Annotated in this window: 22 protein-coding genes; 5 read left to right on the top strand and 17 right to left on the bottom strand. The window is 74.7% G+C overall.

Going from position 1 to position 24782, the window contains the following annotated elements:
• Positions 1–10: 10 nt before the first annotated feature.
• Positions 11–985, bottom strand: coding sequence for a PaaX family transcriptional regulator (locus VKK44_RS10660; RefSeq protein WP_343446741.1), 975 nt, complete (start codon positions 983–985; stop codon positions 11–13).
• Between the two features lie 185 nt (positions 986–1170).
• Here VKK44_RS10660 and VKK44_RS10655 point away from each other — a divergent pair, with 185 nt between their 5' ends.
• The gene (locus VKK44_RS10655; protein WP_343446740.1) at positions 1171–2514 is read left to right on the top strand and encodes an extracellular catalytic domain type 1 short-chain-length polyhydroxyalkanoate depolymerase; all 1344 of its coding nucleotides are present in this window, start codon (positions 1171–1173) and stop codon (positions 2512–2514) included.
• A 113-nt stretch (positions 2515–2627) separates the two neighbouring features.
• Here the strand turns inward: VKK44_RS10655 and VKK44_RS10650 are convergent, their stop codons facing one another.
• On the bottom strand, positions 2628–3605 hold the full coding sequence (locus VKK44_RS10650; protein ID WP_343446739.1) for an aldo/keto reductase: 978 nt from the start codon (positions 3603–3605) through the stop codon (positions 2628–2630).
• 100 nt (positions 3606–3705) lie between these two features.
• Between VKK44_RS10650 and VKK44_RS10645 the strand changes: the two genes are divergently transcribed.
• Positions 3706–4872: a sensor histidine kinase gene (locus VKK44_RS10645; RefSeq protein ID WP_343446738.1), complete on the top strand. Its 1167-nt coding sequence runs from the start codon at positions 3706–3708 to the stop codon at positions 4870–4872.
• Positions 4869–5519, top strand: a complete 651-nt coding sequence (locus tag VKK44_RS10640; protein WP_343446737.1) for a response regulator transcription factor — start codon at positions 4869–4871, stop codon at positions 5517–5519. The genes VKK44_RS10645 and VKK44_RS10640 overlap by 4 nt, the downstream gene beginning before the upstream one ends.
• Positions 5520–5727: 208 nt before the next feature.
• On the opposite strand, the gene VKK44_RS10635 is transcribed toward VKK44_RS10640, so the two are convergent.
• The 12 genes from VKK44_RS10635 to VKK44_RS10580 form a co-directional block, all read right to left on the bottom strand.
• Positions 5728–6744 (bottom strand): ABC transporter permease subunit, encoded by a 1017-nt coding sequence (locus tag VKK44_RS10635; protein ID WP_343446734.1) that lies wholly within the window; start codon positions 6742–6744, stop codon positions 5728–5730.
• Entirely contained in the window at positions 6741–7619 is an 879-nt protein-coding gene (locus tag VKK44_RS10630) for an ABC transporter ATP-binding protein (RefSeq protein WP_343446733.1), read from the bottom strand. The genes VKK44_RS10635 and VKK44_RS10630 overlap by 4 nt, the downstream gene beginning before the upstream one ends.
• Positions 7620–7717: 98 nt before the next feature.
• The gene (locus tag VKK44_RS10625; RefSeq protein WP_343446732.1) at positions 7718–8098 is read right to left on the bottom strand and encodes a DUF4913 domain-containing protein; all 381 of its coding nucleotides are present in this window, start codon (positions 8096–8098) and stop codon (positions 7718–7720) included.
• Positions 8092–9516, bottom strand: coding sequence for a glycoside hydrolase family 19 protein (locus tag VKK44_RS10620; protein WP_343447738.1), 1425 nt, complete (start codon positions 9514–9516; stop codon positions 8092–8094). Before VKK44_RS10620 ends, VKK44_RS10625 begins: the two co-directional genes overlap by 7 nt.
• A 14-nt stretch (positions 9517–9530) precedes the next feature.
• Entirely contained in the window at positions 9531–11285 is a 1755-nt protein-coding gene (locus tag VKK44_RS10615; RefSeq protein ID WP_343446731.1) for a type IV secretory system conjugative DNA transfer family protein, read from the bottom strand.
• The gene (locus VKK44_RS10610; RefSeq protein ID WP_343446730.1) at positions 11282–13045 is read right to left on the bottom strand and encodes an ATP/GTP-binding protein; all 1764 of its coding nucleotides are present in this window, start codon (positions 13043–13045) and stop codon (positions 11282–11284) included. The genes VKK44_RS10615 and VKK44_RS10610 overlap by 4 nt, the downstream gene beginning before the upstream one ends.
• Positions 13042–14541 (bottom strand): SCO6880 family protein, encoded by a 1500-nt coding sequence (locus VKK44_RS10605; RefSeq protein WP_343446728.1) that lies wholly within the window; start codon positions 14539–14541, stop codon positions 13042–13044. The genes VKK44_RS10610 and VKK44_RS10605 overlap by 4 nt, the downstream gene beginning before the upstream one ends.
• A 20-nt stretch (positions 14542–14561) precedes the next feature.
• Complete coding sequence (locus VKK44_RS10600; protein ID WP_343446726.1) at positions 14562–16115, bottom strand: hypothetical protein; 1554 nt, start codon at positions 16113–16115, stop codon at positions 14562–14564.
• A gap of 1 nt (position 16116) precedes the next feature.
• Complete coding sequence (locus VKK44_RS10595) at positions 16117–16854, bottom strand: hypothetical protein (RefSeq protein WP_343446725.1); 738 nt, start codon at positions 16852–16854, stop codon at positions 16117–16119.
• 2 nt (positions 16855–16856) lie between these two features.
• Positions 16857–17225 carry a hypothetical protein gene (locus VKK44_RS10590; RefSeq protein ID WP_343446723.1) on the bottom strand — a complete coding sequence of 123 codons (369 nt, stop codon included), beginning with the start codon at positions 17223–17225 and terminating at the stop codon, positions 16857–16859.
• Positions 17226–17281: 56 nt separating this feature from the next.
• Positions 17282–17941: a hypothetical protein gene (locus VKK44_RS10585; protein WP_343446721.1), complete on the bottom strand. Its 660-nt coding sequence runs from the start codon at positions 17939–17941 to the stop codon at positions 17282–17284.
• Positions 17942–17967: 26 nt separating this feature from the next.
• Positions 17968–18471, bottom strand: a complete 504-nt coding sequence (locus VKK44_RS10580; protein WP_343446720.1) for a hypothetical protein — start codon at positions 18469–18471, stop codon at positions 17968–17970.
• A 225-nt stretch (positions 18472–18696) separates the two neighbouring features.
• Between VKK44_RS10580 and VKK44_RS10575 the strand changes: the two genes are divergently transcribed.
• Positions 18697–19668 carry a hypothetical protein gene (locus VKK44_RS10575; RefSeq protein WP_343446719.1) on the top strand — a complete coding sequence of 324 codons (972 nt, stop codon included), beginning with the start codon at positions 18697–18699 and terminating at the stop codon, positions 19666–19668.
• Between the two features lie 51 nt (positions 19669–19719).
• Here VKK44_RS10575 and VKK44_RS10570 read toward each other — a convergent pair whose 3' ends face one another.
• The 3 genes from VKK44_RS10570 to VKK44_RS10560 all read right to left on the bottom strand — a co-directional run bounded on the left by VKK44_RS10570 (position 19720) and on the right by VKK44_RS10560 (position 22707).
• A complete protein-coding gene (locus VKK44_RS10570) occupies positions 19720–20943 on the bottom strand; it encodes a ricin-type beta-trefoil lectin domain protein (protein ID WP_343446718.1) in 1224 nt (407 codons plus the stop codon).
• A 198-nt stretch (positions 20944–21141) separates the two neighbouring features.
• Positions 21142–22041 carry a zf-HC2 domain-containing protein gene (locus VKK44_RS10565; RefSeq protein ID WP_343446717.1) on the bottom strand — a complete coding sequence of 300 codons (900 nt, stop codon included), beginning with the start codon at positions 22039–22041 and terminating at the stop codon, positions 21142–21144.
• A 99-nt stretch (positions 22042–22140) separates the two neighbouring features.
• Positions 22141–22707 (bottom strand): sigma-70 family RNA polymerase sigma factor, encoded by a 567-nt coding sequence (locus tag VKK44_RS10560; RefSeq protein WP_343446716.1) that lies wholly within the window; start codon positions 22705–22707, stop codon positions 22141–22143.
• 439 nt (positions 22708–23146) lie between these two features.
• Between VKK44_RS10560 and VKK44_RS10555 the strand changes: the two genes are divergently transcribed.
• Positions 23147–24742: a ricin-type beta-trefoil lectin domain protein gene (locus tag VKK44_RS10555; protein ID WP_343446715.1), complete on the top strand. Its 1596-nt coding sequence runs from the start codon at positions 23147–23149 to the stop codon at positions 24740–24742.
• Positions 24743–24782: the final 40 nt, after the last annotated feature.

The following is a 24782-nucleotide window of genomic DNA, read 5'->3' as shown; positions in this document are numbered from 1 at the left end:
GGGTCACCCGTCAGCCCGGCGGCGCGGCGCAGTCGTCCGCACGCACCCCGGCGAGCATGTCGGCGGTGGTGTGCGCCCGGACGTCGGGCGGCGTACCGCCGGCATGCCGCCCGACGACCGCCCGGACGTGACGCTCGGCGGGTTCGGCCAGGCCGTCGTAGACGGCCGCGAACAGGTCCCGGGCCGCCTGCCGGGGCCAGCCGGCCGGCAGGAGTTCCCGCGGCAACCGCGGGTCGAGCGTGGGAAACCGCCGGTACGTCTCCATCACCACGGTGCGGGCCCGCACCGCCGCCGCGCCGTCGATCGAGCCGGGCGCCGACGCCAGCGGGGTCCACCGGCGCAGGAACTCGTCGTACTGCCGGCCGATCGCGTCGACGTCCCAGGCCTCGATGGGGGCCCGCTGGCCGATCGCGTCCAGCTCGGCCTGCCGGGCCCGGAAGACCGTGACCGCGCCGAGGGTGAGCTGGGCGAGCCGGGACCGGGCCGGCGGGGTCAGCTCGTCCGGCGAGATCCACAGCCCGTCGTAGAGCGGCGCGTAGCCGAGCCAGCGAAGTTGGCCGCGCAGCGCCCGACGTTGCGCGCTGTGGTCCTGCGGCAGCGAGAACGCGACGAGCGTCCAGCACCCGTCCCACGGCGTGGCGGCCGTGGTGGAGGTGAGGATCCAGTGGCCCCCGGCGGAGAGGTCGGCGGCCACGGTGGGGCCGAGTCGGTAGGAGCTGTGCCGGCCGTGCCGGCTGCGCTCCAGCACGCCCCGGCGGGCCAGCCGGCTGATCGCGGTCCGGGCCCCGGCGCTGCTCACTCCCGCCTCGGCGAGCAACGCCACGATGGCGGCGGACGGGAGCGCGGCGCGGGTACGCAGCGTGTAGTCCGCCAGCAGCGTCACCGCGACGCCCTGCGGCGAGGGCCCGGCCTGACGCCGGGGCAGACGCACCGAGGTCCCCCCGTCGTCGGGATAGATCTCCTCGATGTCGAACGCGCTGGCCACGGGCACTCCGGACTCGACTCGGGGGCGGGACCTCGACTGTAGACGGAGATCGTCGACGGAATGCATCGTTGGGCGTCGATTGACACTTGTCGGACCGGCGGGAACACTATGTGCTACCCGACACGGAGCCGGGCAGGGCGCACCACCCACGACCTCAACCTGCACAGGTGATCGAAGGAGTCTCCGTGAGAATCAGAGCGAAGGTGCTGCTCGCCGTGGCCGCGACGCTGGCGGCGGCCGGACTGGTGGTCCCCACGATCCAACCCGCGTACGCGGCGTCGCTGACCGAGGTGACCAGCTTCGGCGACAACCCGGGCCGGATGCGCATGCACGTCTACGTCCCGGACGCCCGCCCGGCCCGGCCGGCGACCGTGGTGGCCATGCACGGCTGCGGCGGATCCGGCCCGGGCTTCTACTCCGGCAGCGAGTTCGCCTCACTGGCCGACCGCTACGGATACATCGTGATCTATCCGACCGCGACCCAGCAGGCCGGCTTCGGCAACTGCTTCGACACCTGGTCCGACGCCGCCAAGCGCCGCGGCGGCGGCAGCGACCCGGTGTCGATCATCTCGATGATCCGCTGGGTCCAGCAGCAGTACGGCGCCGACCCGGACCGGGTCTACGCCACCGGCAGCTCGTCCGGCGGCATGATGACCAACCACATGCTGGCGCTCTATCCCGACGTCTTCAAGGCCGGCGCGGCGTTCATGGGCGTGCCCTACAACTGCTTCGCGGGCGCGGCGGACTACCCGCCCGGGTCCAGCCAGTGCACGGGCGGCAGCATGAACCGGACGCCGCAGCAGTGGGGCGACGCGGTCCGCCAGGCGTACCCCGGTTACACCGGCCCGCGCCCCCGGGTGCAGCTCTGGCACGGCACCGGTGACACGCTCGTGCCGTACTCGCTGTTGCAGGAGTCGATCGAGCAGTGGACGAACGTGTTCGGGCTGAGCCAGACCCCCACCTCGACCGACACGCCGCAGGCCAACTGGAACCGGCGCCGCTACGCCGACGCCACCGGCACGGTCCAGGTGGAGGCGTACAGCATCCAGGGCGCCGGGCACACGCTGCCGGCCGCCGGCATGGCCGCGACCGCTCTCGCGTTCTTCGGCCTGACCAGCACGCCGAGCCCGACCACGTCGCCCAGCCCGACCACGCCGCCGCCCAGCCCCACCACGCCACCGCCCGGCCCGACCACGCCGCCGCCGGGCACCGGCGCCTGCCGGGTGAGCGTCGACGTCAACGCCTGGAACTCCGGGTTGACCGAGAACATCACCATCACCAACACCGGCAGCGCCGCCGTGAACGGATGGTCCCTGGCGTTCACGCTCCCCGGTGGTCAGGTCATCACCTCGGGCTGGAACGCGTCCTACTCCCCCGCCTCCGGCCCGGTGACGGCCCGGAACGTCGCCTACAACGCCGCCATCCCGGCCACCGGGTCGACCACCATCGGATTCCAGGCCACCCACAGCGGTAACACCGCAAAGCCGACCTCGTTCACCCTCAACGGCGCGCCCTGCACGCTCGCCTGACGAGGTCGCCCACCCCCGTGCGCGCTGGTTCCCGGAAAGCGTGGCCATTCAGGCTCGAATGGCCACGCTTTCCGGGAAAGCGGCGGTGCCGGAGGGGGCGCGAGGGGCGTGGGTCAGGGCAGCGGGGTGCCGCGCGCGACGATCCAGAGGTCGTACCACTCCTCGCGGGTCAGCTCCGGGTCGCGTCGGGCGGCGTCCCGGCAGGCCCGGATGCGGGCGGGGCGGGCGGTGCCGATCACCGGCGCCACCCGCGCCGGGTGCCGCTGGATCCACCACAGCACGATCGCCTCCGGCGTGGTGCCCTTCGCGTCGGCCAGCGCGGCGACCCGCTCGGCCGCCGCCCGGTCGGTCGGCGTGCGGGGGGCGCCGGTGAAACGCCCGCGGGCCAGCGAGCCCCACGCCTGGAGGCCGATCCGGTGCGCCCGGCAGTGCTCCAGGGTGCCGAGTGGGAAGCCGGTCCCGGTGGACTCCGCGGTGTTCACCAGCACGCCGGCCTCGACCCAGTCGCGCCGGCCCAGGCTGATCTCCAACTGGTTGGCGACGAGCGGCACGTCGAGGGACGCCTGGAGATGCGCGATCTGCGGCGCGGCCATGTTCGACACGCCGAACTGCCGCACCAGGCCCTGCCGGTGCAGCGAGGTCAACGCGCCGGCCACCTCGTCCGGGTCGGCCAGCGGGTCCGGCCGGTGCAGCAGCAGGACGTCGATCACGTCGGTCTTCAACCGGGTCAGGCTCTGCTCGACGCTGCGCTCGATGTGCGTGGCCCGCAGGTCGTACCGGCCCGGCCCGTCGTCGCCGGACAGGCGGATTCCGCACTTCGTCTGGATCAGCATGCGGCGGCGCAGCTCCGGCGCGCGGGCCAGGACCTCGCCGAAGACCGCCTCCGACTTGCCGTTGCGGTAGATGTCCGCGTGGTCGAACGCGGTGACGCCGATCTCCAGGGCGGCCTCGACCGCCGCCTCGGCCGCCGCGATCTCCGGTGCGCCGTACGGTTCGGCGTCCCACCCGCCGCCCAGCCCCATGCAGCCGTAGATCAGTCGGTGGTCGCGGATGTCGGCGCTCGCCGGGGGGAGGTTCTGGTCGTCGGCCATGACTCGTGGATAGCACAGGATCGGATCATCGGCGCGCCGAGGACCGTGACCGTACTTTCGACCGGTTCGGCGCGGGCCCGGACTTTCCTAGCCTGGTGCCATGACCGACACGCGTCGACCGGCCGGCCTGCTGCCCGATCTCGGCCTCGCCGTGGTGTTCGTCCTCGGTCTGGCGTTCACCGCCGTCATGCTCGCGGACAGTTGGGGCCCCCGGTACGCCGTGCTCGACGCGACGGTCGGGGCGACCGCCTGCCTGCTGGCCCTGCTGCGTCGCCGGGCCCGCGTCCGTACGGCGGCGGCCGGTCTCGGCGTGGCGGCCGTCGCCGTCGCCGTCGCCCACCTCACGGGCCTGCCGCAGGAACCCGGCCCGGTCACCGCGCTCGCGCTGGCCGTGCTGGTCGGCTCCGTGATCCGGACCCGACCGGTGCGGACCGCCGCCGCCGTCGGCGGCGCGGGCCTGCTGGTGATCGTCGGCAGCCTGCTCGCGTCGCTGGACGACAGGCACGGCTTCTCCGCGGTGCCGGTGCTCGCCACGCTGTGCTGGCTGGCCGCCGTCGCGGTCGGTGTCGCGCTGCGCCTGGCCGACGCCCACGGTCGGGCCACCACCGAGCGGGTACGCCGGGACGAGCGCCTCGCGCTGGCCCGTGAGCTGCACGACGTGGTCGCCCACCACGTCACCGGAATCGTCGTGCAGGCCCAGGCCGCCCAACTGGTCGGCGCGAAGCGGCCGGAGAAGCTGCCGGAGATGCTGGCCGGGATCGAGCTGTCCGGCACGGACGCGCTCACCGCGATGCGCCGGGTGGTCGGGTTGCTCCGGGACGCCGACGACGCGGCGCCCGCCTCGCCCGGCCCGGAGCAGCTCACCGAGCTGGTGGCCCGGTTCGACCGGCACGGCCCGCCGGTGCGGCTCCGGCTGCCCGCCGACGGCCACGGGTGGCCGCCCGCCAGTGACCTCGCCTGGCCGCCGGAGGTGACCACCACGGTCCACCGGATCGTGCAGGAGGCGCTGACCAACGTGTCCCGGCACGCCCCGCACGCCGCTTCGGTGACCGTCACCGTCGACCGGAACCCCGAGGGGGTGTCCGTCGAGGTGGTGGACGACGCGCCGCCGGCGCCCGCCCGGGTCGCCCACCGGGGCGGCTACGGCCTGGTCGGCATGCGCGAGCGTGTCCGGACGCTGGGTGGCACGCTGACGGCCGGGCCCCGTGACGGCCGGGGCTGGTCCGTACGGGCCACGCTCCCCCTCCCGGGCCGGACCGCACGATGAGCATCCGGGTGCTGATCGCCGACGACCAGGCCATGATCCGGGGCGGGCTGCGGCTCATCCTGGAGGACCAGCCGGACATCACCGTGGTGGGCGAGGCGTCCGACGGCGTCGGGGCGGTGGCCGAGGCCCGCCGGCTGCGCCCGGACGTCTGCCTGGTCGACGTCCGGATGCCCCGGCTGGACGGCATCGAGGTGACCCGCGCGCTGGCCGGCCCGCCGAACCCGCTGCGGGTCATCGTGGTGACCACCTTCGACCTCGACGAGTACGTCTACGGCGCGCTGCGCAACGGCGCGGTCGGTTTCCTGCTCAAGGACGCCGGGCCGGCGCTGCTGGTCGAGGCGGTCCGGGCCGCGCACAACGGCGACGCGCTGGTGTCGCCGTCGGTGACGCTGCGGTTGCTCAGGCACGTCACGGCCACGGCCCGGCCGGCGTCGGCCCGACCGGCGGCGCGGCTGTCCGCGCGGGAGCTGGAGGTGGTCCGGGCGATCGCACGCGGGCGGACCAACCAGGAGGTCGCCGCCGAGCTGTTCATCTCGTTGAGCACCGTGAAGAGCCACGTCTCCGGCATCCAGAACAAGCTGGGCGCCCGCAACCGGGTGGAGATCGCCGCCTGGGCCTGGGAGAACCGGATCATCGAGGGCACCTGACCGCCGGGCTCCCGGCGCGGGAGCCGTTCGGTCCGGACCGGCGCGCGCGGCCGGCGGCACGAACGCATACCCGCGAGTCATGATCATGACTCGCGGGTATGCCGCTCCTCCGTGGTCGTTCCTCCGCCGCGGTGACCCACCGTCACCGGCGGCGACGAGGGCTACACTTCCGCCGACGGGCGCTGCCGCCCGTTCGACGCCGCGCGACCTAGCTCGGACGTCGCCGGAGCCGCCGGAACGCGACGGCCGTCAGCAGCCCGGCGAGCAGCAGGTAGCAGCCCGACTCCAGCCACTGGAACGCCCAGTAACGGCCGTTCGGCTGGTAGGCCACGTCCACGTGCAGGTCCTGGTCGGCCAGGCACACGGCGGTGTCGCCGAACGGGCCCTCCGGCGCGCCGGTCCTCGGCGGGTCGGTGAAACACGCGTCGAAGACCGTGGTGTCCAGCGGCTCGCCGGTGCGGGTGCGCAGCTCACTCACGTCGGTGACCCAGGCATCCGGCACGCTCAGTCCGCGTACCACCGGCGCGCCGGTGATGCTGCCCAGCCCCCGGGCCTGGTTGATGGCCTGCGCGGTCATCGGCAGCGTGGTGTGCTCCGCCGGCAGGAGGTGCGGCCGGAGCAGGTTCGGCACCAGGAACTGGAGCACGACGAACGCCAACGCGGTCAGCGCCATCGCCGGCACGGTACGGCGCACCAGCAGCCCGACGAGCGTGCCGAGCACGACGGCGAGCGCCGCGTACGCCACCGGGGCGACGTGGCGGGCGCCGAACAGGATGGTGCTGAAACGGTTGCCCGCGACCTGGTCCACCGGGCCCATCGCCCAGGTCGCCAACGCGGCGACGGCGCCGGTCACGGCCATGCCGGCCAGCCCGACCACGGCCAGCTTGACGGCGAGCCAGCGCCGCCGGGTCACGCTCTGGTTCCAGGCCAGCCGGTGGGTGCCGGTCTCCAGCTCCCGGGCCACCAGGGGCGCGCCCCAGAACATGCCGAGCAGGCCGGGGACGGGTGCCAGGAGCGCGGCCAGGTACAGCGAGGTGTTCTCGTAGTCGGCGGCGAGCTGGCTCAGCCGGGGGCAGTCGGCCCGGCCGGCGCACTGCGCCCGGTAACCGTCCTCGGCGTCCCGGACGTCCAGGCCGAGGTGGAGCAGGTAGACGGCGACCAGGGCCAGCGCGACGACGCCGACCAGCGCCGGCACGCGGAACTGCCGCCAGGCGAGCCAGATCATCGGACGACCTCCCCCGTCGCCCGGCTCAGGTAGCCCAGGACCAGTTCCTCCAGCCCGACCGGCTCGACGGTCCACGACGTACGCGGCAGCGGCCCGTCGGCCCGTACCACGGCCCGGCTGTGCCGCTCGGTGTGCCGCATCTCGACGACCTCGACCCCGGCCGGCAGCCGGTCCAGCTCACCGCGCGGGGCCACCAGCAGGTGGTGCCGGGCCAGCAGGTCGGCCACGTCGCCGGCGACCTGGACCCGGGCCCCGCACAGCACGACGAGGTGGTCGCAGACCCGCGCCACGTCGCCGAGCAGATGAGAGGAGAGAACCGCGCCGGCACCCAGGTCGGCGACGGACTCCATCAGGTTCCGCAGGAACCCGTCCCGGGCCAGCGGGTCCAGCGCGGCGGCCGGCTCGTCGAGGATCAGCAGCTCGGGACGCTTGGCCACGGCGACGGTGAGCGCCAACTGCGCCCGTTGGCCGCCGGAGAGCCGGCCCGCCTTCTGCTTCCGGTCCAGCCCCACCTGGGCGATCCGCCGGTCGGCCAGCGCCGGGTCCCAGGTCGGGTTCAGGCGCGCGCCCATCCGCAGGTGGTCGGCGACGGAGAACGTGCCGTACACCGGGGTGTCCTGGGCGACGAACCCGATCCGGGCCAGGTGCGCGGCGTTCGCCGCCGGCGGTGAGCCGAGCACCCGCAGCGTGCCCGCCGTCGGCGTGGTCAGCCCGCAGGCGAGATTCAGCAGCGTGGACTTGCCGGCGCCGTTCGGGCCGACCAGCCCGACCACCCGGCCCCGGGGAATGTCGAGGTCGCAGTCGACGAGCGCCGGCTGGCGGCCGTACCGTTTGGTCAGGCCCCGGGCCTGGATGGCGAGTTCGGAAAGTGACATGACCCGATCCTGCGGACCCGGGCCGTCGCCGGCATCGGTCCGCCGGAGGGCCGGCCGCCCCGGCCGTCGTCCTTTCGGCCGGTTTCCCGGCCGGCCGCTCAGTCGTCGCGCTCGACCCAGGGACGCTCCTTGGGCCGGTGCCCGCCAGGCTTGCACCCGGCGAACGGGCCGTGGGGACTGCGCAACGTGTCCATGGTCGGCCAGAGGTGGTTCTGGTGCCACACCGCCGGGTCGGACGGCCCCGCGCGCGGACCGGTCCGCTCCTGCCAGGCCAGCCAGAGCCCGTGCAGGTACGCGATCGCCTCCGGGTGTTCCCGCCACCGGGGACACCAGGGCGAGCCGGAGGTGACCTCGCCGCCGTACACCGGGAGCAGCAGATCCTCCACCCAGTGGCTCAACCGGCGCAGTTCCTCGGCGTACTCCGCACCGTCCAGGTAGAGGATGAAGAACGGCCGGGACGGCGGCTCCCCGCTCAGCACGTCAGCGTCCCCTCGTCGCCGACGTCGACGCCCAGCGCGGCGGTGAACCGCCGGTACGCCTCGACCCGCGCCCGCACCTGCGCGGCGTTGCCCCCGCCGCACTCCAACGCGCCGTTGATGCTCCGGACCGTTCCGCCGAACCCCGCGCCGCCGGTGATCGCGGCGTGCGGCGTGGTCGTGCCCGCGCCCCGCTGGGTCATCCAGAACCAGAGCGCGGTCCGCCACGCCACCGACGGGTCGGTGGCCACCAGGTCCGGGTTGCCGAGCAGGTCGAGCCCGAGCGCGTCGCCGGCCGCCTTGTAGTTGGTGTTCCAGCTGAGCTGGATCGGTCCCCGCCCGTGGTAGGCGCTCCGGCCGGCGGGGCAGCCGTAGGGCTGGCCGCCGTCACAGTAGGTGCCCCAGGCGGCCCGGTCGATCTCCTCCACGTGGACCAGGCCGCCGGACTCGTGGTCGACGTTGGCCAGGAACGCCGCCAGTTCCCGTTTGCGGGTCCGCTCGTCGCCGGTGCCGGCGAACGCGGGGAACGTCGCCATCGCGTCGGTGAGCCCGGCGTACGTGTAGAAGGGGTTGCGGCCGGGGAACATGTCGCCGAACGCCTTCGCGGTCAGCAGCGAGCCGTCGTCGTCCGGCGCCACGCGCTTCTTCGCCCCGCCGCCGGCGGACACCGACGGCGTCGGCGAGGCGGTGGACGTGTCCGTCCCGCCGATCGTGTAGCGGGCGAACAGGCCCCGCACCCGGAACGGGTAGCTGTCCAGCACGATGACCGGCATGCCGCCCTGCGCCTCGACCGCCTCCGGGCCCATCTCCCAGGCCATCAACGTCAACGTGAGGTGGTCACCGACCACCTTCCCGTCGTCCAGCATCCGCTGGGTCTCCTCGGCCAGGTGACAGAACCACCGGGCGTGGGCGTGGACCGAGTCCTCCGGGTCGAGCGCCGACGCCTCCCCGCTGTCGTCGTCGTCCTCGCCGTACCGGTCGAAGACCTCGGGCGTCAACTGGGACAGTCCCTTGCGGCCCTGCGGCCCTTCCTTGTCCGCGTCGAAGTCGGACGCGTACTCGATCTGGGCGGCGAGGATCACGGGCGTGAGCAGGTCGCACTCCCGGGCGGCGGCCCGGATCGGCGCGACCAGCGCCGCGTCCGGCACGCCCGACTCCCGGAACCCGCCCCGGCCGTCACCGCCGGCGAGTTCGACGAGGACGCTGCCTCCGGCGCCCGGGCCGAGCGTGCTGTCCGGGTCCGGCGAGTACGAGGTCATCTGCGACCCGCTGAGCAGGATGATGACCACCAGCACGATCAGCGCCAACGCCGCCATCGCGGCCAGCGGGAGCATGCCGACCACCGAGATGAGCAGCCAGGTGAGCTGGGTGGCGCCGAACCGGTTCGTGGCCGTCTGCTGCGCCGCGTGTGCGGCCCGCATCGTCGACACCGCCGTCACCCCGCCCGCGGCTGTCCGGCCGCCGCCGCCCGCGCCCGTTCGGTGACGGCGTGCGCCTCGGCCTTCGCCGCCGCCGCGATCGGGGCCGCGTCCGGCTCCTTGTACCAGGGGCGCAACCGGATCACCGCCGGCCGCACGCCGGTCGCCAGCAGCAACGCGGTCCCCTTGGGCAGCGCCCGGATCCGGTCCGCCGGCAGCACCTGCTCCTGCCGGTACGACACCGACCGGGTGGCGCCGTCGCGGGAGCGGGAGTAGGTGGGCGTGCGGACGTCGTGCTGGCCGATCAGGCGGGCCACCTTGTCCACGAAGTCGGCGTCGTCCAGACCGGCGCCCAGCAGCTTGACCGTGGCGGCGCCCCACAGCGCGTCCATCCCCGCGTCGCCCCAGACCCGCACGCCCTGCCGGTAGCTCTGCAACAGCGTCACCACGCTGATGCCGCGCGAGCCGAGATGGCTGTAGAGGTCGGGCAGGTCGGCGATGCGACACACGTTGGCGGCCTCGTCCAGCACCGCGGTCATCGGCGGGTCCAGCCGGCCGCCCATCCGCTCGGCGGCCACCACGCCGGCCCGGACCACGGCGTCCGCCAGCCCGGCGATCACCCCGGCGGCCGACCCGCCGCCGTCCTTGGACAGCAGGTAGAGCGTGTCCCGGCCGAGCACGTGCTCCTCCGGCACGAACTCCGGCAGGTCCGGGTCGGGGCTGACCCAGGCCATGATCTCCGGGTCGAGCAGGCAGGCGACGCACTGCCGGGACGTCTCGTAGATGCCGTCGCGGGTCTGCACGGCGCCGCGTACGGTGCCCTGGAGCTGGTCGGCCATGGCGTCCAGACCGGCGTCGCGGAGCAGGTCGACCGGGGTACGGTCGCCCGGATCGGCGAGCCAGGACAGCATCTCGCCGACCGTCGCGCCGCCGTGCGAGGCGGCGAGGAAGAGCGCGGTGAGCGTGTTCTGCGCGGCGGCGATCCAGAAGTCCTTCTTGGACGCGTCGTCGTTGACCGAGCTGACGAAGTGACCGGCGAGCCGCCGTGCGCCCTCCAGCGTGCGGCAGCCGCCGAGCATGTCCCACCACATCGCGCGCTCGGCGTACGCGATGCCCTGCGGGTCGAACGTCCACACCCGGCCGACCCGGGCACGCGCCTGCCGGGTGACGGTGAAGACGTCCGCCTTGTTCGAGGTGAGCAGCACCGCGCCGGGGGCGCGCAGCACCCGGGGCACGGCGATGCCGGTGGACTTCCCGGCCCGGGGCGCCATCAGGTCGAGTTCCACGTCCTCGTACGACGACCGCAGCTCCGGCCCGGACGGCAGGAGATCCCCGAGCAGGTTGCCGGTGTCGTCCGGCCGCAGGCGGGGGACGTCCCGCAGCGACGGGCGCAGTTCGCGGGCCCGGGCCTCGGCCGCCCGGCCGGTCATGGCCCGCAGGTCGGCGGCGCTGGCCAGCTTCGACGGCTGGCCGAGGCGCCGGGCCACGGCCCGGACCGCCGTCGCCACCGGCACGGCGGCGACCGGGAGCAGCACGGCCGCGCCGCCGTAGACCAGCGCCGACGGTACGCCCGGCCACACCGCCCCGGAGGCGCCGCCGAGCAGGTTCAGGTAGGTGGCGAGGTCGAACGGGGGTGGCCGCCAGCCGTACCCGCCGACGGCGGCGGCGAGCGTGCCACCGAGCCACAGCAGCACGAAGGCGGTGAGGTTGATCAGCGCGAGCGCCGGGATCAGCCACGCCAGCAGGTCGCTGCCGGCCCCGCCGCGCCTCACCGGGCCCCCGGGCCGGCCATGTCCGGCCGGGAGCCGGCGGTGACCGCACGCACCACCGCGGCGCGTTCGGCGAGCATCCGCTCCGCGTCGCCGTTGGCGATCCACCGCGTGTTGGTGTCGTGCAGGTGTCGCTCGGCGTCGGTGATCGCGACCCGGATGGGGATGCCCGGCCGCCCGCCGACCTTGATCAGGAACCGGCCCCGGCCGGGTGGTTCCTCGTTGCCGCCGTCCTGGGCCCAGCCGGCCGGCGAGGACCACGACGAGACCAGGTCGATCTCGCGCCGGGACAGCCCGACCACCCGGCCCAGTTCCTCCATCTCCGCCCTCGGCAGGCCGGCGCAGGCGACCATGCCGGCACGCTCGACGAAACCCCGCGCCTTGGCCTTGTCGGCCTCGTTGCCCAGCGCCTCGGCGTCCTTCAGGGTGTGGGTGATCTTCGCGTCGGCGAGCCCGAGCGAGCGGTTCAACCGGGTGAGCGCGTCGATCCGGTCCACGATGCCGGAGGCCGCGCGCAGCGGGCGCCACAGCTCGTCGAGGACGGTGAAGAACCAGCGCCGGGGCGCCAGGCCGGCGTCCGCCAGCGCGTGCGACGCGGACACCGTTCCCAGGCCGTCCGACCAGGCCGCGAGCATCGCGGCGGCGGTCAACTGCCCGTCCGCCTCGCCGATGCGGGAGATGTCGATGCAGACCGCGGTGGCGTCCGGGTCGATCCGGGTGGCGGTCTCCGAGGCGAACGTGTCGCCGAGCGGGCCGTCCAGGATGCCGAGCAGCGACCGGTGCAGCGGGTCGACCGCGTCGCGGTACCGGGACTCCTGACCCCGGTCGAGCGTGACCTGCCGGACCTGCGGCGGCCCGGACTCCAGCACCGCGAGCAGGTCCGGCAGCCGGTACGTCCGGCCCGGCGGGGTGCGCTCGCGCAGGTGCCGCAGGCAGGCCGAGAGCACCGACTGCTCGTGGTCGCTGATCGGCGCTCCGCGCACGATGGTGAGCAGCGCGGCCACCATGTTCAGCACCCGACCGTGGGACTCGGCGGCCAGCGCCTCGCCGGCCTGCCCGCCGATCCGCGCCGCCGCCGCGCCCATCGCGCCCGGATCGAGCACGTTGAGCCCGCCGACGCCCCGGGCGATGGAGATGACCTGCCCGCCCAGCGCGCGCACGGTGTCCGCGTAGTCGGGCTTGAGGTCGCCGAGCACCAGCGGGACGACCCCCTGCCCGGCCAGGCCGATCAGCATCCGGTTGATCAGCGTGGACTTGCCGAGCCCCGGCATGCCGAGCATGAACAGCGACGGGTTGGAGATGTAGCGCGCCCGGGTGAACCAGTTGAGCGGGTCCCCGCAGACCGTGGCGCCGGTGCTGATGTGCTGGCCGAGCGGGACCCCGGTCATCGGCGCGCCCGAGCCGGACGCGAACGGCCAGAGCCCGCACGCCTGCACGGTGGTGGCCCGCCACATGGTCGGCGGGTCCAGCGTGGCCACCCGGCCGCCGCCCACGACCGGCGAACCCCGGTGCGGTACGCCGTCGGCGCGGTCGGCCCGGGCCAGCCGCTGCCGGTACCGCTGCTCGGCCGCCTCCTCCGCGGCCCGCCGCCGACGCGCCCGCCGCAGCGCCCGGGGCGTCTGCCGGCCGGTTTCGTCGGGCTCCCGGTCCTGCGCGTCCACGGCGGGGACGACCAGGCCGGACATCGCGGTGACCGGCCCGGACGTCCCACGCGGCCAGCCCGCGCCGAGATCCGGCACCCGTGCGCCGTCGGTGCCGGTCACAGCGCCTCCTGGAGGTCGTGCGGGACGATCGACTGCTCCCAGGGCAGGATGCCGACCGGCAGCGCGCAGGTGAACGCCGCGGCCTGCATCCGGTCCGCCGGCCGCATCGCGATCCGGGTGGCGCCCAGCAGGTTCCGCATCGTCACGTTGGCGTCGCGCACCTCGGCGGCCGAGTCGACGGTCAGCGTCACCAGCATCGAGAACTCCACCAGGCCGGCGCCGGAGGCCTCCTCCGCCGCGGTCTGCTCGGCCGCCTGGATCTCCGCGACGGCACGCGCCCGGACCAGGCCCTTCGTGGAGTTCGCCATGAACTGGGCGGACCGGCGGTCGGACTCGACGATCCGGGCGGAGGTCGCCGGGTCGATCGGCCGGTAGATCAGCGCCACCCGCTTGCGACGGATGCCGGCGGCCGGGTCGAGCAGGCTGCGCAGGATCCCGGAGCGCACCACGCCCCGGGGCGCCATGGTCAGCAACCAGCTCCGGGACACCCCGGAGTCGTGCTGGTAGGCGCCGACCGTCTCGACCGCCGCGGCCGGCCCGGCGTCGTCCCACTCCAGCCCGGTGCCGCCGTGCTGGGCGCGGACGTCGAGCACCTCGGCGGAGACGGCCGGGTCGTACGCGACACGGACGACCTCGGCGATCCGTTCCGCCGACAGCGGCTCCGCCGACCCCCCGCCGGCGGCCACCAGCCCGTTGAGCACCCCCTGGAGGCGCAGCGCCAGGTCGGCGAGCATGGTGTCGTCGTCGCGCCGGCCACCGCCGGGCGCCGAGTAGGTGAGCGTCAGGTAGGTGTTCATCTCCGACGACGCGTCCGGGTAGGAGCGCACCACCTCCTCCATCACCGCCCGGGCGGCGGGTGGCGCGTTCGGGGAGAGCCGGCCCAGCACCTCGGTGGCGAGCCGGGTGCCCGGGTCCGGCGCGGTCTCCACCACCACCGAGGCGCCGCGCAGTCCCGGCTCGTGCGCCAGCCGGGACAGCCACTCGCCCCACAGCGCCACCCACGTGTCGACCTGGTCCGGGTCGACCAGCGACCCGCCGTCGGGCTCGCAGCTCAGCACGATCGTGTACTGGTGGCGGTTGCGGTGGTGCAGCACGCCGAACGGGCGGTCGTACGGGTCGCGTCCCTCCAGCATGGTCACCCGGCTCAGCAGGCCGGGCGGGCGGAACCGTCCACCCGGTCGGGTGGACAGCGGCCCGGAGACGTAGACGTGCTGCCGCTTGGACTTCCGGCGCAGCCACCCGACCCGGACGCCGGCCATCTGGAAGACGTTGCGGCCGTCCTGGGTGCGGATCGCCAGCGGCGCCAGCGTCAGCGCGAACGGGAGCCCCACCACCAGGGCCGCGTCCAGTGAGATCATGGACGCGATCAGGACCAGCACGAGACCGCCGAAGAGGCCGATGGTGCCGATCAGGCCCAGCGAGCCCAGGCCGGCCTTGCGGGGGCGGCGCCAGTTGCCGTACGTCGGTGTCTTGATCTGTTCGGTTGCCGTGCTCATGGTGGTCCTCCTGGTCCGGCCTAGTCTCGGTCGGGGTTCGGCAGCGCCCCGTCGGCGATGCCGGCGGCGTGCCGGTGGGTGGCGGCGAGGGCGCCGGCGCTCTTCTGCACGGTCCAGGCGGCGGCGCCGACCGCGCCGCTGACGGCCCGGCCGGCCGTCGACACGACGCGGCGTCCGCCGCCACCGGTCGATCCGCCCCCGGTCGGCGGCGGGCTCTCCGGCGCGGGTGGGCTCCCGGACGCCGGCTCACCCCCGGACGCCGGCGGGCTCTCCGGCGCCGGCGTGCTCCCGGACGCGGTGCCGCCGGCCGGCGGCGCGCTCTCCGGCGCGGGTGGGCTCCCGGACGCCGGCTCGCCTCCCGACGCCGGTTCCCCGCCGGTCGCCGGCTTGCTCCCGGACGCCGACCCGGCACCGCCGGCGCCACCACCGCCGGACCCGCCCTCGCCGGTGGACGCGCCGTCGGGTGTCGACGCCCCGTCCGCGTTCGACGCGCCGTCGGCCTTGCCCGCGCCGTCGGCCTTGCCCGCGCCGTCGGCCTTACCCGCACCGTCGGCCTTGCCCGCACCGTCGGCCTTACCCGCACCGTCGGCCTTGCCCGCGCCGCCGCCCCGGGCCGCCGCGCCGGTGGGCGCACCGCCACCGCCCGACGCCCGGGCCGCGCCGCCACCGCCGGCACCGCCGGCGATCCGCTTCGCGCCGCTCGCGACCGCGCCCGCCGCGGCGGCGCCGGCGGCGACGCCCGCGCCCACACCGTCGGACGAGCCGAGCGCCGCCATGGCCGGTACGACCAGGCGCATCAGCGCGGGCAGCGCCACCGCGGCCATCAGCAGGATGGCGGCGCCGGCCAGCTTGTAGTGCTTGGCGTCACCGTCGACCGAGCCGATCATGACCGCACCGGAGTACATGATCAGCCCGACCACCGGTTTGAACGCCAACCAGGCCACCATCCAGGCGATGTGCTTGCGCCACCACCCGCCGCCCGACTCGGTCATCGACGCGGCGGCGGCCAGCGGCAGCGTGCCGGTGAGGAGCACCATCGCGCCGAGCCGGAGGTACATCAGGATCACGTGGATGCAGCCGGCGACCAGCAGCAGCAGCCCGATGATGATCAGCAGGAACGCGGTGAGCCCGTCCGTGCCGCAGTTGGCGATCAGTTTGAGTTGCGCCTTGATGCCCTGGTCGTACAGGTGGTCGCTGTAGCGGTCGGCCTCGGTGGCGAGCAGGTTGAGCACGGTCCACGCGGCGCCCACGGTGAGCACCATGCGGACCAGGCCCAGCAACGCCGTCCACAGCGCCTGCCCCCGGCGCAGCAACGCCATCCGGAACGCCGCAGCCAGCAACGACGCCACCGCGATGGTCACCACGAGCCAGTCGGTCTGCATGTGGATCTGGTCGTTGATCTTCTCGTCGCCGAGCGTCGGCACGTCGCCGAGGTTGGCGAACAGCTCCACCGCCGCGCCCATGATGGCGCTGGCGATGTCGCTGAGGATGCCGTCGATGCCACGCTCGAAGAAGCCGACGACCTGCCCGATCTCCCCGATGTAGACGGCGTCGCCGGTCGCGCACTCGGCCATCTCAGCGCTCGTTCCACAGCAGGAAGCCGGCCAGCGAGACCACCGGGGTGACCGGGCCGTACAGACCGCCGGAGGTCAACGGGCGCAGCCGCCAGTCGACGCCGTTCCAGTCCGCCGTGTAGTCGACCGAGAAGTACCGCGAGGTGGCCTGCCGGACCAGCACCCGCACCACCGCCGTGCCGGGCGTGTAGCGCACCACCAGGAACCCGGCGAGCCGGTTGGAGGTCTGCGGCGGACCGCCGTCCGGCAGCGACTCGCGCATCGCGTCGAAGTAGTCCCGACCGAGGCCGGGCACGAGCTGCTGCCGGCTGACCGCACGCCAGTCCGGGCCGCTCATCTGGCGGGAGATCGTGTGCACCGCCAGCACCGCCCCCATCGGGGTGTGCGCGAAGCACCACCGCAGCGGACCCGTGGTGCGCAGCGGTCCCGCCGAGGCGGAGAACGGGGTCGCGGCGCCGTTGAGCGGACGCCAGACGACGTCGTCCGGCGCCTCGGTCGGGAGCTGCTGCGGGGTGTCCACGGTGCGGCAGCCCTGCGGTCGCGAGCCGTCCGGCCCGAGGCCGCCGATCACCGGCCCGGTCGGGGGCGCGGCCCGGGAGCCGGTGTCCCCGCCCCCGTACACCGCCGCGCCGATGCCGACGCAGATCGCCAGGACGAGGAACGCCGCCGACACCTGCCACCGGCGCTGCCCCCAGAACGGCCCGTCCTCCGCCGGCTCGGACGCGTGTCGCACCCGCACCGTCAGTTCCCCTCGCCCTGGCCGCCGGTGCCGAAGACCCAGGTCACGATCGGCCCCGCGGTGGCGACCAGAATGCAGCCGCCCAGCACCATGCCCAGCCGGCTCATGTGCTCCGAACTCTCGCCCCGCTTGTGCGAGATGGCCATCACCGCGCCGGTGATCAGCACGCCGAGGACGCCGGCCGCGGTGCCCGCCCAGGCGACCAGGCCGAGCGCCTGCTCGACCTTGGTGGCGAGTTGACCCGGCACCACGTTCCCGCCGGTGTTCGGCTGCGGCACCCCGCCGCCGCCGGCCGGTTCCGGGTTGGGCGCGAGGCGGATGCCGAACGGGATCCGCACCAGACCGCTGTAGTAGAGGTCGGAGAGGGCCATGGGTGCTCCTTCGGAGTCGGAGGGGTCGATCAGCCGGCCGGCGGCCGGTGGGGTGGTCACTGGCTGAATCCGAGCGCCTGGACGAGCGGCCCGGCGGTGGTCGCGAGCAGGCACGCCGCCATCACGAACGCGATCTGCCTGGTGTACTCGGTCCGCTCCTCCAGCGCGCCGCGTCGCAACTGCGACGCCAGCGTCATGCCGGTCAGCAGCAGGCCGATCACGGCGGCGGCGCTCACGCACCACGCCATCAGGGAGAGCAGTTGCACGACCGGCGCGTCCGGGTCGTCCACGGCCACCTGGTACGGCTCGATGGCCGGAGCGGAGAAGCTCTTCTTGTTGATCGCGTTCTCGCACTGGAACTTGCCCGCGTACAGGGCGCCCTTGAGCGTGCACGAGTGCGAACCGGTGATCTCCAGGTCGTCCTTGGTCCGCGAGTGGCCGCTCAGGTCGACGAGCATCTCCACGTCCATCCAGACCGTGTCGCCGTCGGTGTACTCGGCGGTCAGGTCGAACGAGCCGTCCGTCGAGCCCTTCTTGCCGGAGCAGACGCGGTCGCCGTGTCCGGCCGGGTAGGTCTTCACCGTGGTGGTGGTCTTCAGGCAGATCTTGTAGAGGAACGCGGCGCCGCCGCCGTCGACGGTGACCGTGTAGCTGCCCGCGGCCACCGCCGGGGTTGGCGGCGCGAGCGCGAGCAGCGCCAGGACCAGCGCCGTCACGGCCGACACCGCCCGGCCCGGCCGGCTCACCGCGCCCCCCGACCGGGGCGGGCGGTCACCAGGTCGGCCAACCGGGCCAGTTGACGCGGGGGCCGCTGCGGCTCCACCCCGATCCGGTACGACGGGATCCACGGCACCCGGTGCACCGGGGCGATGGACCGCAGCAGCCGGATCCGGCCGAGCAGCGGCGCCGGCAGCCGGCCCGGCGCGTCGGCGATCAGCACCACGCCCACCAGCCACATCCCCGCCGGGTGCCGGCCCTCCCGCATCGCGTTGAGCGCGCGGGAGACCGCCCGCATCCCGTCCAGGTTGGTCCGGCCGAGCACCGCGACCCGGGCCGGCTCACCGAGCGCCGGGTCCGGCCAACGGCAACCGATGTCGGTGCCGCCCAGCAGGCGGGTCAGCGTGCTGGCGCCGGCGCCGCCGTGTGCGCCGATCCAGCCGATGCCCTCGTCCGAGAGGACGTCGGGCTGTCGGGCCGGACGCCCGTCGCGTTCCCGGGACCGCCGCAGCATCACCGGCTGGCTCATCGTCCGTCTCGCCTCCGTTCCCGCTCACCGTCGCGCTTGCCGGCCGCACTACGACGCGACCGGCCACCCGGTTCAGCGCGGATCGCAGGTTTTTTCCGGGACCCGTCGCTGAACCGGGGCCGGCGCCGGCCCGTAGTCGGTGCGCCGCGATCGGTGGGAGGAGGCGGCCCGCGGCGCCGGCGACGGCCGGCTGGACAGCCACGAACAGCGCTCGAAGGAGTCACGATGTCCGACCCCAGGTACGGCTACGAGCCGGACCCGCTGCATCAGTCGCAACGCGCCCAGACGTTCTCCACGGCGCCCGAGGCCGAGACGGAGACCATGGACCGGCACTACAGCCTGCCGGTCAACCCGTACAGCCAGACGGCGTACGCGTACCAGACGGCGTCCAGCTCCACGGCGCCCCCGCAGTTCACCGACTCGTTCAACGGTGGTCGCCGGGTGTCCCCACCCGCCGCCCCGTCCCGGTCCGGGCGTAACTCGACGGCGCGCGGCTCCGGTGCGGCCCGGAACTCCGCCGCCGCCGACCACCAGGTGGACCGGCTCCGGCGCCGGTCGACCTACGTCGCCACCAACCCGGACGCGCTCGTGCAGACCGCCATGCAGGTGGGGGCGGTCACCACGCCGGAGCCGGTCGAGCCCCGGCGCGGCAGCCAGGTCCGTCCGGCCAACCCGAACCGGCCGACCGAGAGCGAGGCCCGGCAGGGCGCCAAGAACGCCGGCTTCAAGGGGTTCACCGACTTCAAGAAGTTCATGGACACCTACCTGCCGCCCGGCGCGGAGTTCACCGCCGGCTCGTTGAGCGCCATCTCCGGCGTCCTCGAGGGGTGGGCCGCGCGCGGCACGCAGATCAGCGCGTCCGCCGTCACCGCCCTGAAGTCCGGTGTGGAGTTCATCGACGCCGCACAGAACGGCGACTGGACGAAGGCCGCGGTCCATGCCGGGAACCTCAGCGGTCTGGGCCTGAGCATCGCCGGCACGGCCGCCAACGCCACCTCGCTCACCGCGGCCGGCGGGTTCGTCACCGCCGGCGCGGCACTGACCAACGCGGCTGTCGACCAGCGACGGTCGGCGATCCAGCAGCAGTCGCAGAACGTCGACCTGGAGCGCGGGCGCACCAGCCCGGGGTCGACCAACGCCCCGGCGGCGAGTTCGTCGGGCGCGGCGCAGGGTCAGGCGCCGGCGCGCGGTCGCTGACCGGAGCACGCGACGTGGGCCCGGGTGGTTCGCACCCGGGCCCACGTCGGGTCAGCGGTCGGCCTCTCGCCAGTTCTGGTTGCTCTGGCTGGCGGCGCACTCCCAGATCTGCAACGGCGCGCCGTCGTCGGAGTTCCAGTCGCGCACGTCGAGGCACTTGCCGGAGTGCGGGTTGCGCAGCAGCCCACCCTCGGCCACCCAGACCTGCGCCGGCCCGCCGTTGCACCACGCGAGCTGCACCTTGGCCGCGTTGTCCCGGGACGCCCACGCCACGTCCATGCACTTGTCCAGCACCTTCAGCGTGTCACCGGGGCCGCGGGTGAACCGTTGGGCCGGGGTGCCGTTGCAATGCCAGAGCTGCAACCGCACCCCGTCGGCCGACTCGCCGCCCGGCACGTCGACGCACTTGTCCGCGTATCCGCGCAGCGCGAAGCCGGAGCGGACGACCGTACGCTTCGCCGGTGGCGCCGGCGAGTCGCCGCCGTTGCGGAACGTCACCACGACCTCCGCGCAGCCCGGGCAGTTGTAGACCGTCTCGTTGCCGGCGACCCGGTCGTGGGTGGACCAGAGGTAGGCGCGCGGGCCGAACGGGAGCAACGCGGCGGTGTACGCGCTCTCGGCGTCCCGGTTCGGGTTGACGCAGTTGATCCGGTCACCCCGGGCCGGGTCCCGGACGGCGTGCACCTCCGGGCAGGCGGCGAGCATCTGGCCGGCGGAGCAGTCCCACCGCGCGCAACTGCCCGCCTTCTCCGGTCGCGGGGCGCCGGGCGCGTCGATCGTGATCGTGGTGGAGACCGCGTCGACGTAACTGACGTTGTACCAGGGCGCGGCCGGGTTGTTCCGGTCGAAGTTGAACTCGGCCAGGCTGACCGGCTCCGCGCCGCGCTCGCACCGGTCGGCGAAGGCGCCGCAGTCGCCGACCAGGCACCGGAACGCGCCGTTCGGGTCGCCGTCGCAGCGCTGGCGGGCGAAGAACCGGCCCCGCCAGTGGCCCGGCTCGCCGGCGTCCGGAATGACGACGGTGCTCCTCTCACCGGGCCGCAGGGTGGGCAGGCCGGTGATCGGCCGCGAGCCGTCCCCGCTCTCGCCCGCGCCGATCCACAGCGTCTCCGCGGTGCCGTTGACGAACGTCACCCGTTCCCCGGTGGCGGCGGTGGCCGCACCGCCCGGCACGCCCACGACCAGCCCCGATACGAGCAGCACGACGGCGAGCAGGGCGGCCCTCCTGCGCGTCGGCCGCCCGCGGGTCGACGATCCGGTGTTCACTACTGCCATGTAGCCCTCCCTTGGCCTGGCGGGGACACGTCGCGTCCCCGGACGGGTGCGCAGGCGCACGGCCACACGACGGTGCGGGAGAGCCTTCGGTTCAACGGTTCGCGCGGCGAATCGAGGAGTCCGGCCACGTGGCGCGCCGAGCCGGTCCGCCGGCCGCACCACGCCCGGGGGCGCGGGCACGCCGACGCCGGATCGTCCTCAGCGGGAGATCGGCGCGGTGACGACGGAGGTGCCGTCGGTCAGGCCCACACCGACGAAGGAGAGCTGGTCGACGGGGGGCGACAGCTCGCCGGTCACCTCCTGCGGCCCGTTCGAGGCGGTCCAGTCCCGCACCGGGTGACTGACCCCGTCGCGGGTCACCGCGAAGAGCCGGTAGCGCAGCCCGGGCCGCAGCCCGGTCGCGGTGATCCGGATCGTGGAGCCCTGCCCCTCGTGGGTGGTGATCGACACGGACAGGCTCGCGCCCTGGCCGGGCGCCTCCCCGGTCGCGGTCAGCACCACGTCGTCGCGCCCGCCGCCGCCGACCGCGGCCACGATCCCGCCGGTGAGCACGGCCAGCGCCACGGCTGCCGCCCCGGCCCAGAGCAGCAGCCGGCGACGGGCGGACCGCACCCGGGGGCGGCCACCCCCGGGCCGGTCACCGGACGTCCTCCCCGGACCGGTCGGGCCCACGCCACCCGACGCGCCACCCGGACGGGCACTCCGCCGGCCCGCCGGCGGGCGACCGGTCCCGGTGCCCGGGGCCGTCGTTTCCGCGACATCGGGACGGGGCACCCGGCCCGGCGGGAGCGTGCCCTCCGGTCCCGGCGCGGAACGCGGCGGCGGAACGGAGGCGGGCGGCGCGACGGAAGCGGGTGGCAGGACGGAAGCGGGTGGCAGGACCGCGGCGGGGGGGACGTCGAACTCGGCCCAGTCGGCCGCGTCGAGGCCGCCGAGCCCGCTTGTCGTGCCGCCCAGGTCGGCGGCGGCGGAGAGGCACTCGTCGCAGCCGGCGAGGTGCGCCTCGAACGCGACGCGATCGGTCTCGTCGAGCGCGCCGAGCAGGTAGAGCGCGAGCGCCTCGTGCTCGGACGTGGGGTGTTCACCGCCGGTGCGCATCACACCCCCCTTCCCGACCCGACGAGGGGTGCGCCGGAGCGACGACCCGGGTCACCGCGCCGGTGCCGGGATCGGACGAGGAGTCGCCGGGACGTGACATCAGGCCGACTCGATCGGGCCGATCGCCGCGTGCAGCGCCCGCACCGCGTAGTACGTCCGGGACTTTACCGTACCCTCGGGTATGCCGAGCCGCTCCGCCGCCTCCGCGACCGAGGCTCCCTTGTAGTACATCTCGATCAGGACCGCACGGTGCTCCGGCTTGATCTGCCGCAGCGCCAGGCGGACGGTGTGGGCGCTGACCACCCGGTCCATCTCGTCGTCGGGCGACGTGAGCCGGTTGAGGTCCGGCACGGCGACCTCGGGCGGTCGGGCCTGCCGGGCCCGGCCGGCGTCGACGGCCACGTGCCGGGCGACGGTGTAGAGCCAGGGGGCGATCCGGCGCGGCTCCTCGGCCAGCGTGCCGAGGTTCCGCCAGGCCCGCAGGAACGTCTCCTGCACGAGATCCTCGGCCAGCTCCTGCCGACCGAGCACCAGGCGGGTGACGAAGCGCAGCAGCGGCTCGCGGTACTGCTCGTGGATCCACCGCATCAGGCTCTCGGGGGAACCCTGACCGACGGCCTCGCCCGGAACTCCGGGCTCCACCGCCTCGTTGGGCACCGCCGACACCGAACGCCTCCCCCTGACGTGTCGGGCGTGCCCGCCCGGCCGGCCCGGCGCCACGACACCGAGCCCCTCTGGGGGAAAAGGATAACCGTACTCATCGGACGCCGCCGCGGGCCGGCGGACGGCGACCAGGGTGGCGGCGCTCACCGGACGCGGCCCGACCGGCGGACGGCCGCACCGCGCGGGCCGGCCCCGCCCACGACGACGCTGGTCAGCCCCGCGCCGGGCGAATGGTGGCGAGTCGACATCGAGCACTCCGATCGACGGTCCGGCGGCGTCCGGCGGCGGATATCGGTCCGTCCGGCGCCGGACACGTTGACGGCCCGGTGCGCCGGTCGGTTCAATGACGGCCGGACCGGAATCGGAATGATTCCGGTCGGGTGAACCGAGGACGTCGCGCATCCGTCACGCCTGGCGACGTCATCACCGGAAGGGAAGTCCCGTGACACCCGATCTTCCTGGCCTCCGATCCCGGCTCGCCCGGATCCCGCGTCGTGCCGTCGCCGCCATCGCGGCCGGCCTCGCGGTGCTGTGCATGGTGGTCGCCTCCGTGAGCTGGGGCATCGCCACGGCTCGCGACGACAAACTGACCGGTCGCAAGGTCTCCGCCGAGCACCTGACCGCCATCCGGGCCGCGGCCCGCTCCTGCCCCACGCTGACCCCGGCCCGGCTGGCCGGGCAGCTCATGACCGAGTCCGGCCTGGACGGACGCGTCGGGAAGACCACCTCGGGCGGTCGCGGCTTCGCCGGCCTGGACGACGACCGGTGGAAGTCCTGGGCGCCGTGGCCGGGCGCGGACCGCACCGACACCGCCGCCAACATCCTGGCGCTGGCCCACCAGATGTGCGACCTCAGCGGGCAACTGCGCCTGGCCGCCGTCCCCGGCGACCCGTGGCGGCTGTCCCTGGCCGCGTTCCACACGGACCTCGACCGGGTACGCGAGGCGAAAGGCGTCCCGTCCGACGCGGTCACGTACGTCGACGACGTCAGCCGCTACGCGGCGTACTACGGCGAGCTGACCGCGTTCGGCGGCTCCGGCACCACCCGCCCGGACACCGCGCGTCAGCAGCCCCGGGCGGTGCCGGCGAACTACGTCCGGCTCGTGGTGCGGGCCGGCTCGGTCTGCCCGGAGGTGCCGCCCGCCGCGGTGGCGGCCCAGCTCATGGCGATGTCGGGCTTCGACTCGAACCTGCTCGGCGACGACGGCCGGCGGGGCGTCGCCCAGTTCCTGCCCGAGGTGTGGCGGGCACACGGACCGGCGGGCGCCTCACCGTGGGACCCGCAGGTGGCCGTCCCGGCGGTCGGCGTCGCGGTCTGCGCGCTGCGTCGCGACCTCGCCGGCCTCGACGGCGACCCGGGCCTGCTGGCGCTGGCCGCGTACCGGAACGGCCCGACCGCGGTGCGCCAGACCGGCGGCGAGCTGGACGACGACACGCAGGCGTTCCTGCGCCGGGTGAAGGAGTTCACCGACTTCTACGCGCTCGACGGCCGGCTGGAGGCCGCGCCGGCCGGCGCGAGCCCCTCCCCCTCCCCCTCCGCCACGCCCCGGTCGCCCGGCCCGACGCCGACGACCAGGCCACCCGCGCCACGGCCCAGCGCGTCGCCGTCGACCCGCCCGCCGGCCAAGCCGGAGAAGCCGGCCCCGCCGAAGCGCCCGACCGGCGCGAAGCAGCTCGTCGGCGCGGAGACCGGGCTGTGTGCCACCGGCGGCACCGGCGACGGCGTACACGTCGTCCTGCGGCCGTGCCAGGAGCACCGGCTGCACTGGTGGACGTTCGGGTCCGACAAGACCGTCCGGGTCAACGGACTCTGCCTGGACGTGGCCTGGGGTGAGAAGCGCGACGGCGCGCCGGTGCAGACCGCCAACTGCAGCGGCAACCCGGCCCAGAAGTGGGAGTGGATCGAGCGGGACGGCCGGCGGTCGCTGTTCAACCGGGAGACCGACCGCTGCCTGGACGTGAACGGGCACGGGGCGGATGCTCCGCTGAACGCGTGGACCTGCGTGTTCAACCCGAAGCAGACCTGGTCGCTGCGGTAGCCATCCGATGGTCGGGCCCCTTGTCGACGGACGTCCGTCG

The organism is Micromonospora sp. DSM 45708 (assembly GCF_039566955.1).
Taxonomy (GTDB): Bacteria; Actinomycetota; Actinomycetes; order Mycobacteriales; family Micromonosporaceae; genus Micromonospora.
Note: the sequence above shows the minus strand (reverse complement) of the source record. Positions and strands in the feature narration are given on the sequence as shown.

Bases quoted from the DNA above. Each gene is read 5' to 3' on its own strand.
- VKK44_RS10630 (WP_343446733.1), bottom strand. From the start codon at position 7,619: ATGTCACTTTCCGAACTCGCCATCCAGGCCCGGGGCCTGACCAAACGG.
- VKK44_RS10605 (WP_343446728.1), bottom strand. From the start codon at position 14,541: ATGAGCACGGCAACCGAACAGATCAAGACACCGACGTACGGCAACTGG.
- VKK44_RS10640 (WP_343446737.1), top strand. From the start codon at position 4,869: ATGAGCATCCGGGTGCTGATCGCCGACGACCAGGCCATGATCCGGGGC.
- VKK44_RS10580 (WP_343446720.1), bottom strand. From the start codon at position 18,471: ATGAGCCAGCCGGTGATGCTGCGGCGGTCCCGGGAACGCGACGGGCGT.
- VKK44_RS10650 (WP_343446739.1), bottom strand. From the start codon at position 3,605: ATGGCCGACGACCAGAACCTCCCCCCGGCGAGCGCCGACATCCGCGAC.
- VKK44_RS10645 (WP_343446738.1), top strand. From the start codon at position 3,706: ATGACCGACACGCGTCGACCGGCCGGCCTGCTGCCCGATCTCGGCCTC.
- VKK44_RS10600 (WP_343446726.1), bottom strand. From the start codon at position 16,115: ATGGCCGAGTGCGCGACCGGCGACGCCGTCTACATCGGGGAGATCGGG.
- VKK44_RS10565 (WP_343446717.1), bottom strand. From the start codon at position 22,041: ATGCGCACCGGCGGTGAACACCCCACGTCCGAGCACGAGGCGCTCGCG.
- VKK44_RS10590 (WP_343446723.1), bottom strand. From the start codon at position 17,225: ATGGCCCTCTCCGACCTCTACTACAGCGGTCTGGTGCGGATCCCGTTC.
- VKK44_RS10620 (WP_343447738.1), bottom strand. From the start codon at position 9,516: ATGCGGGCCGCACACGCGGCGCAGCAGACGGCCACGAACCGGTTCGGC.
- VKK44_RS10635 (WP_343446734.1), bottom strand. From the start codon at position 6,744: ATGATCTGGCTCGCCTGGCGGCAGTTCCGCGTGCCGGCGCTGGTCGGC.
- VKK44_RS10570 (WP_343446718.1), bottom strand. From the start codon at position 20,943: ATGGCAGTAGTGAACACCGGATCGTCGACCCGCGGGCGGCCGACGCGC.
- VKK44_RS10575 (WP_343446719.1), top strand. From the start codon at position 18,697: ATGTCCGACCCCAGGTACGGCTACGAGCCGGACCCGCTGCATCAGTCG.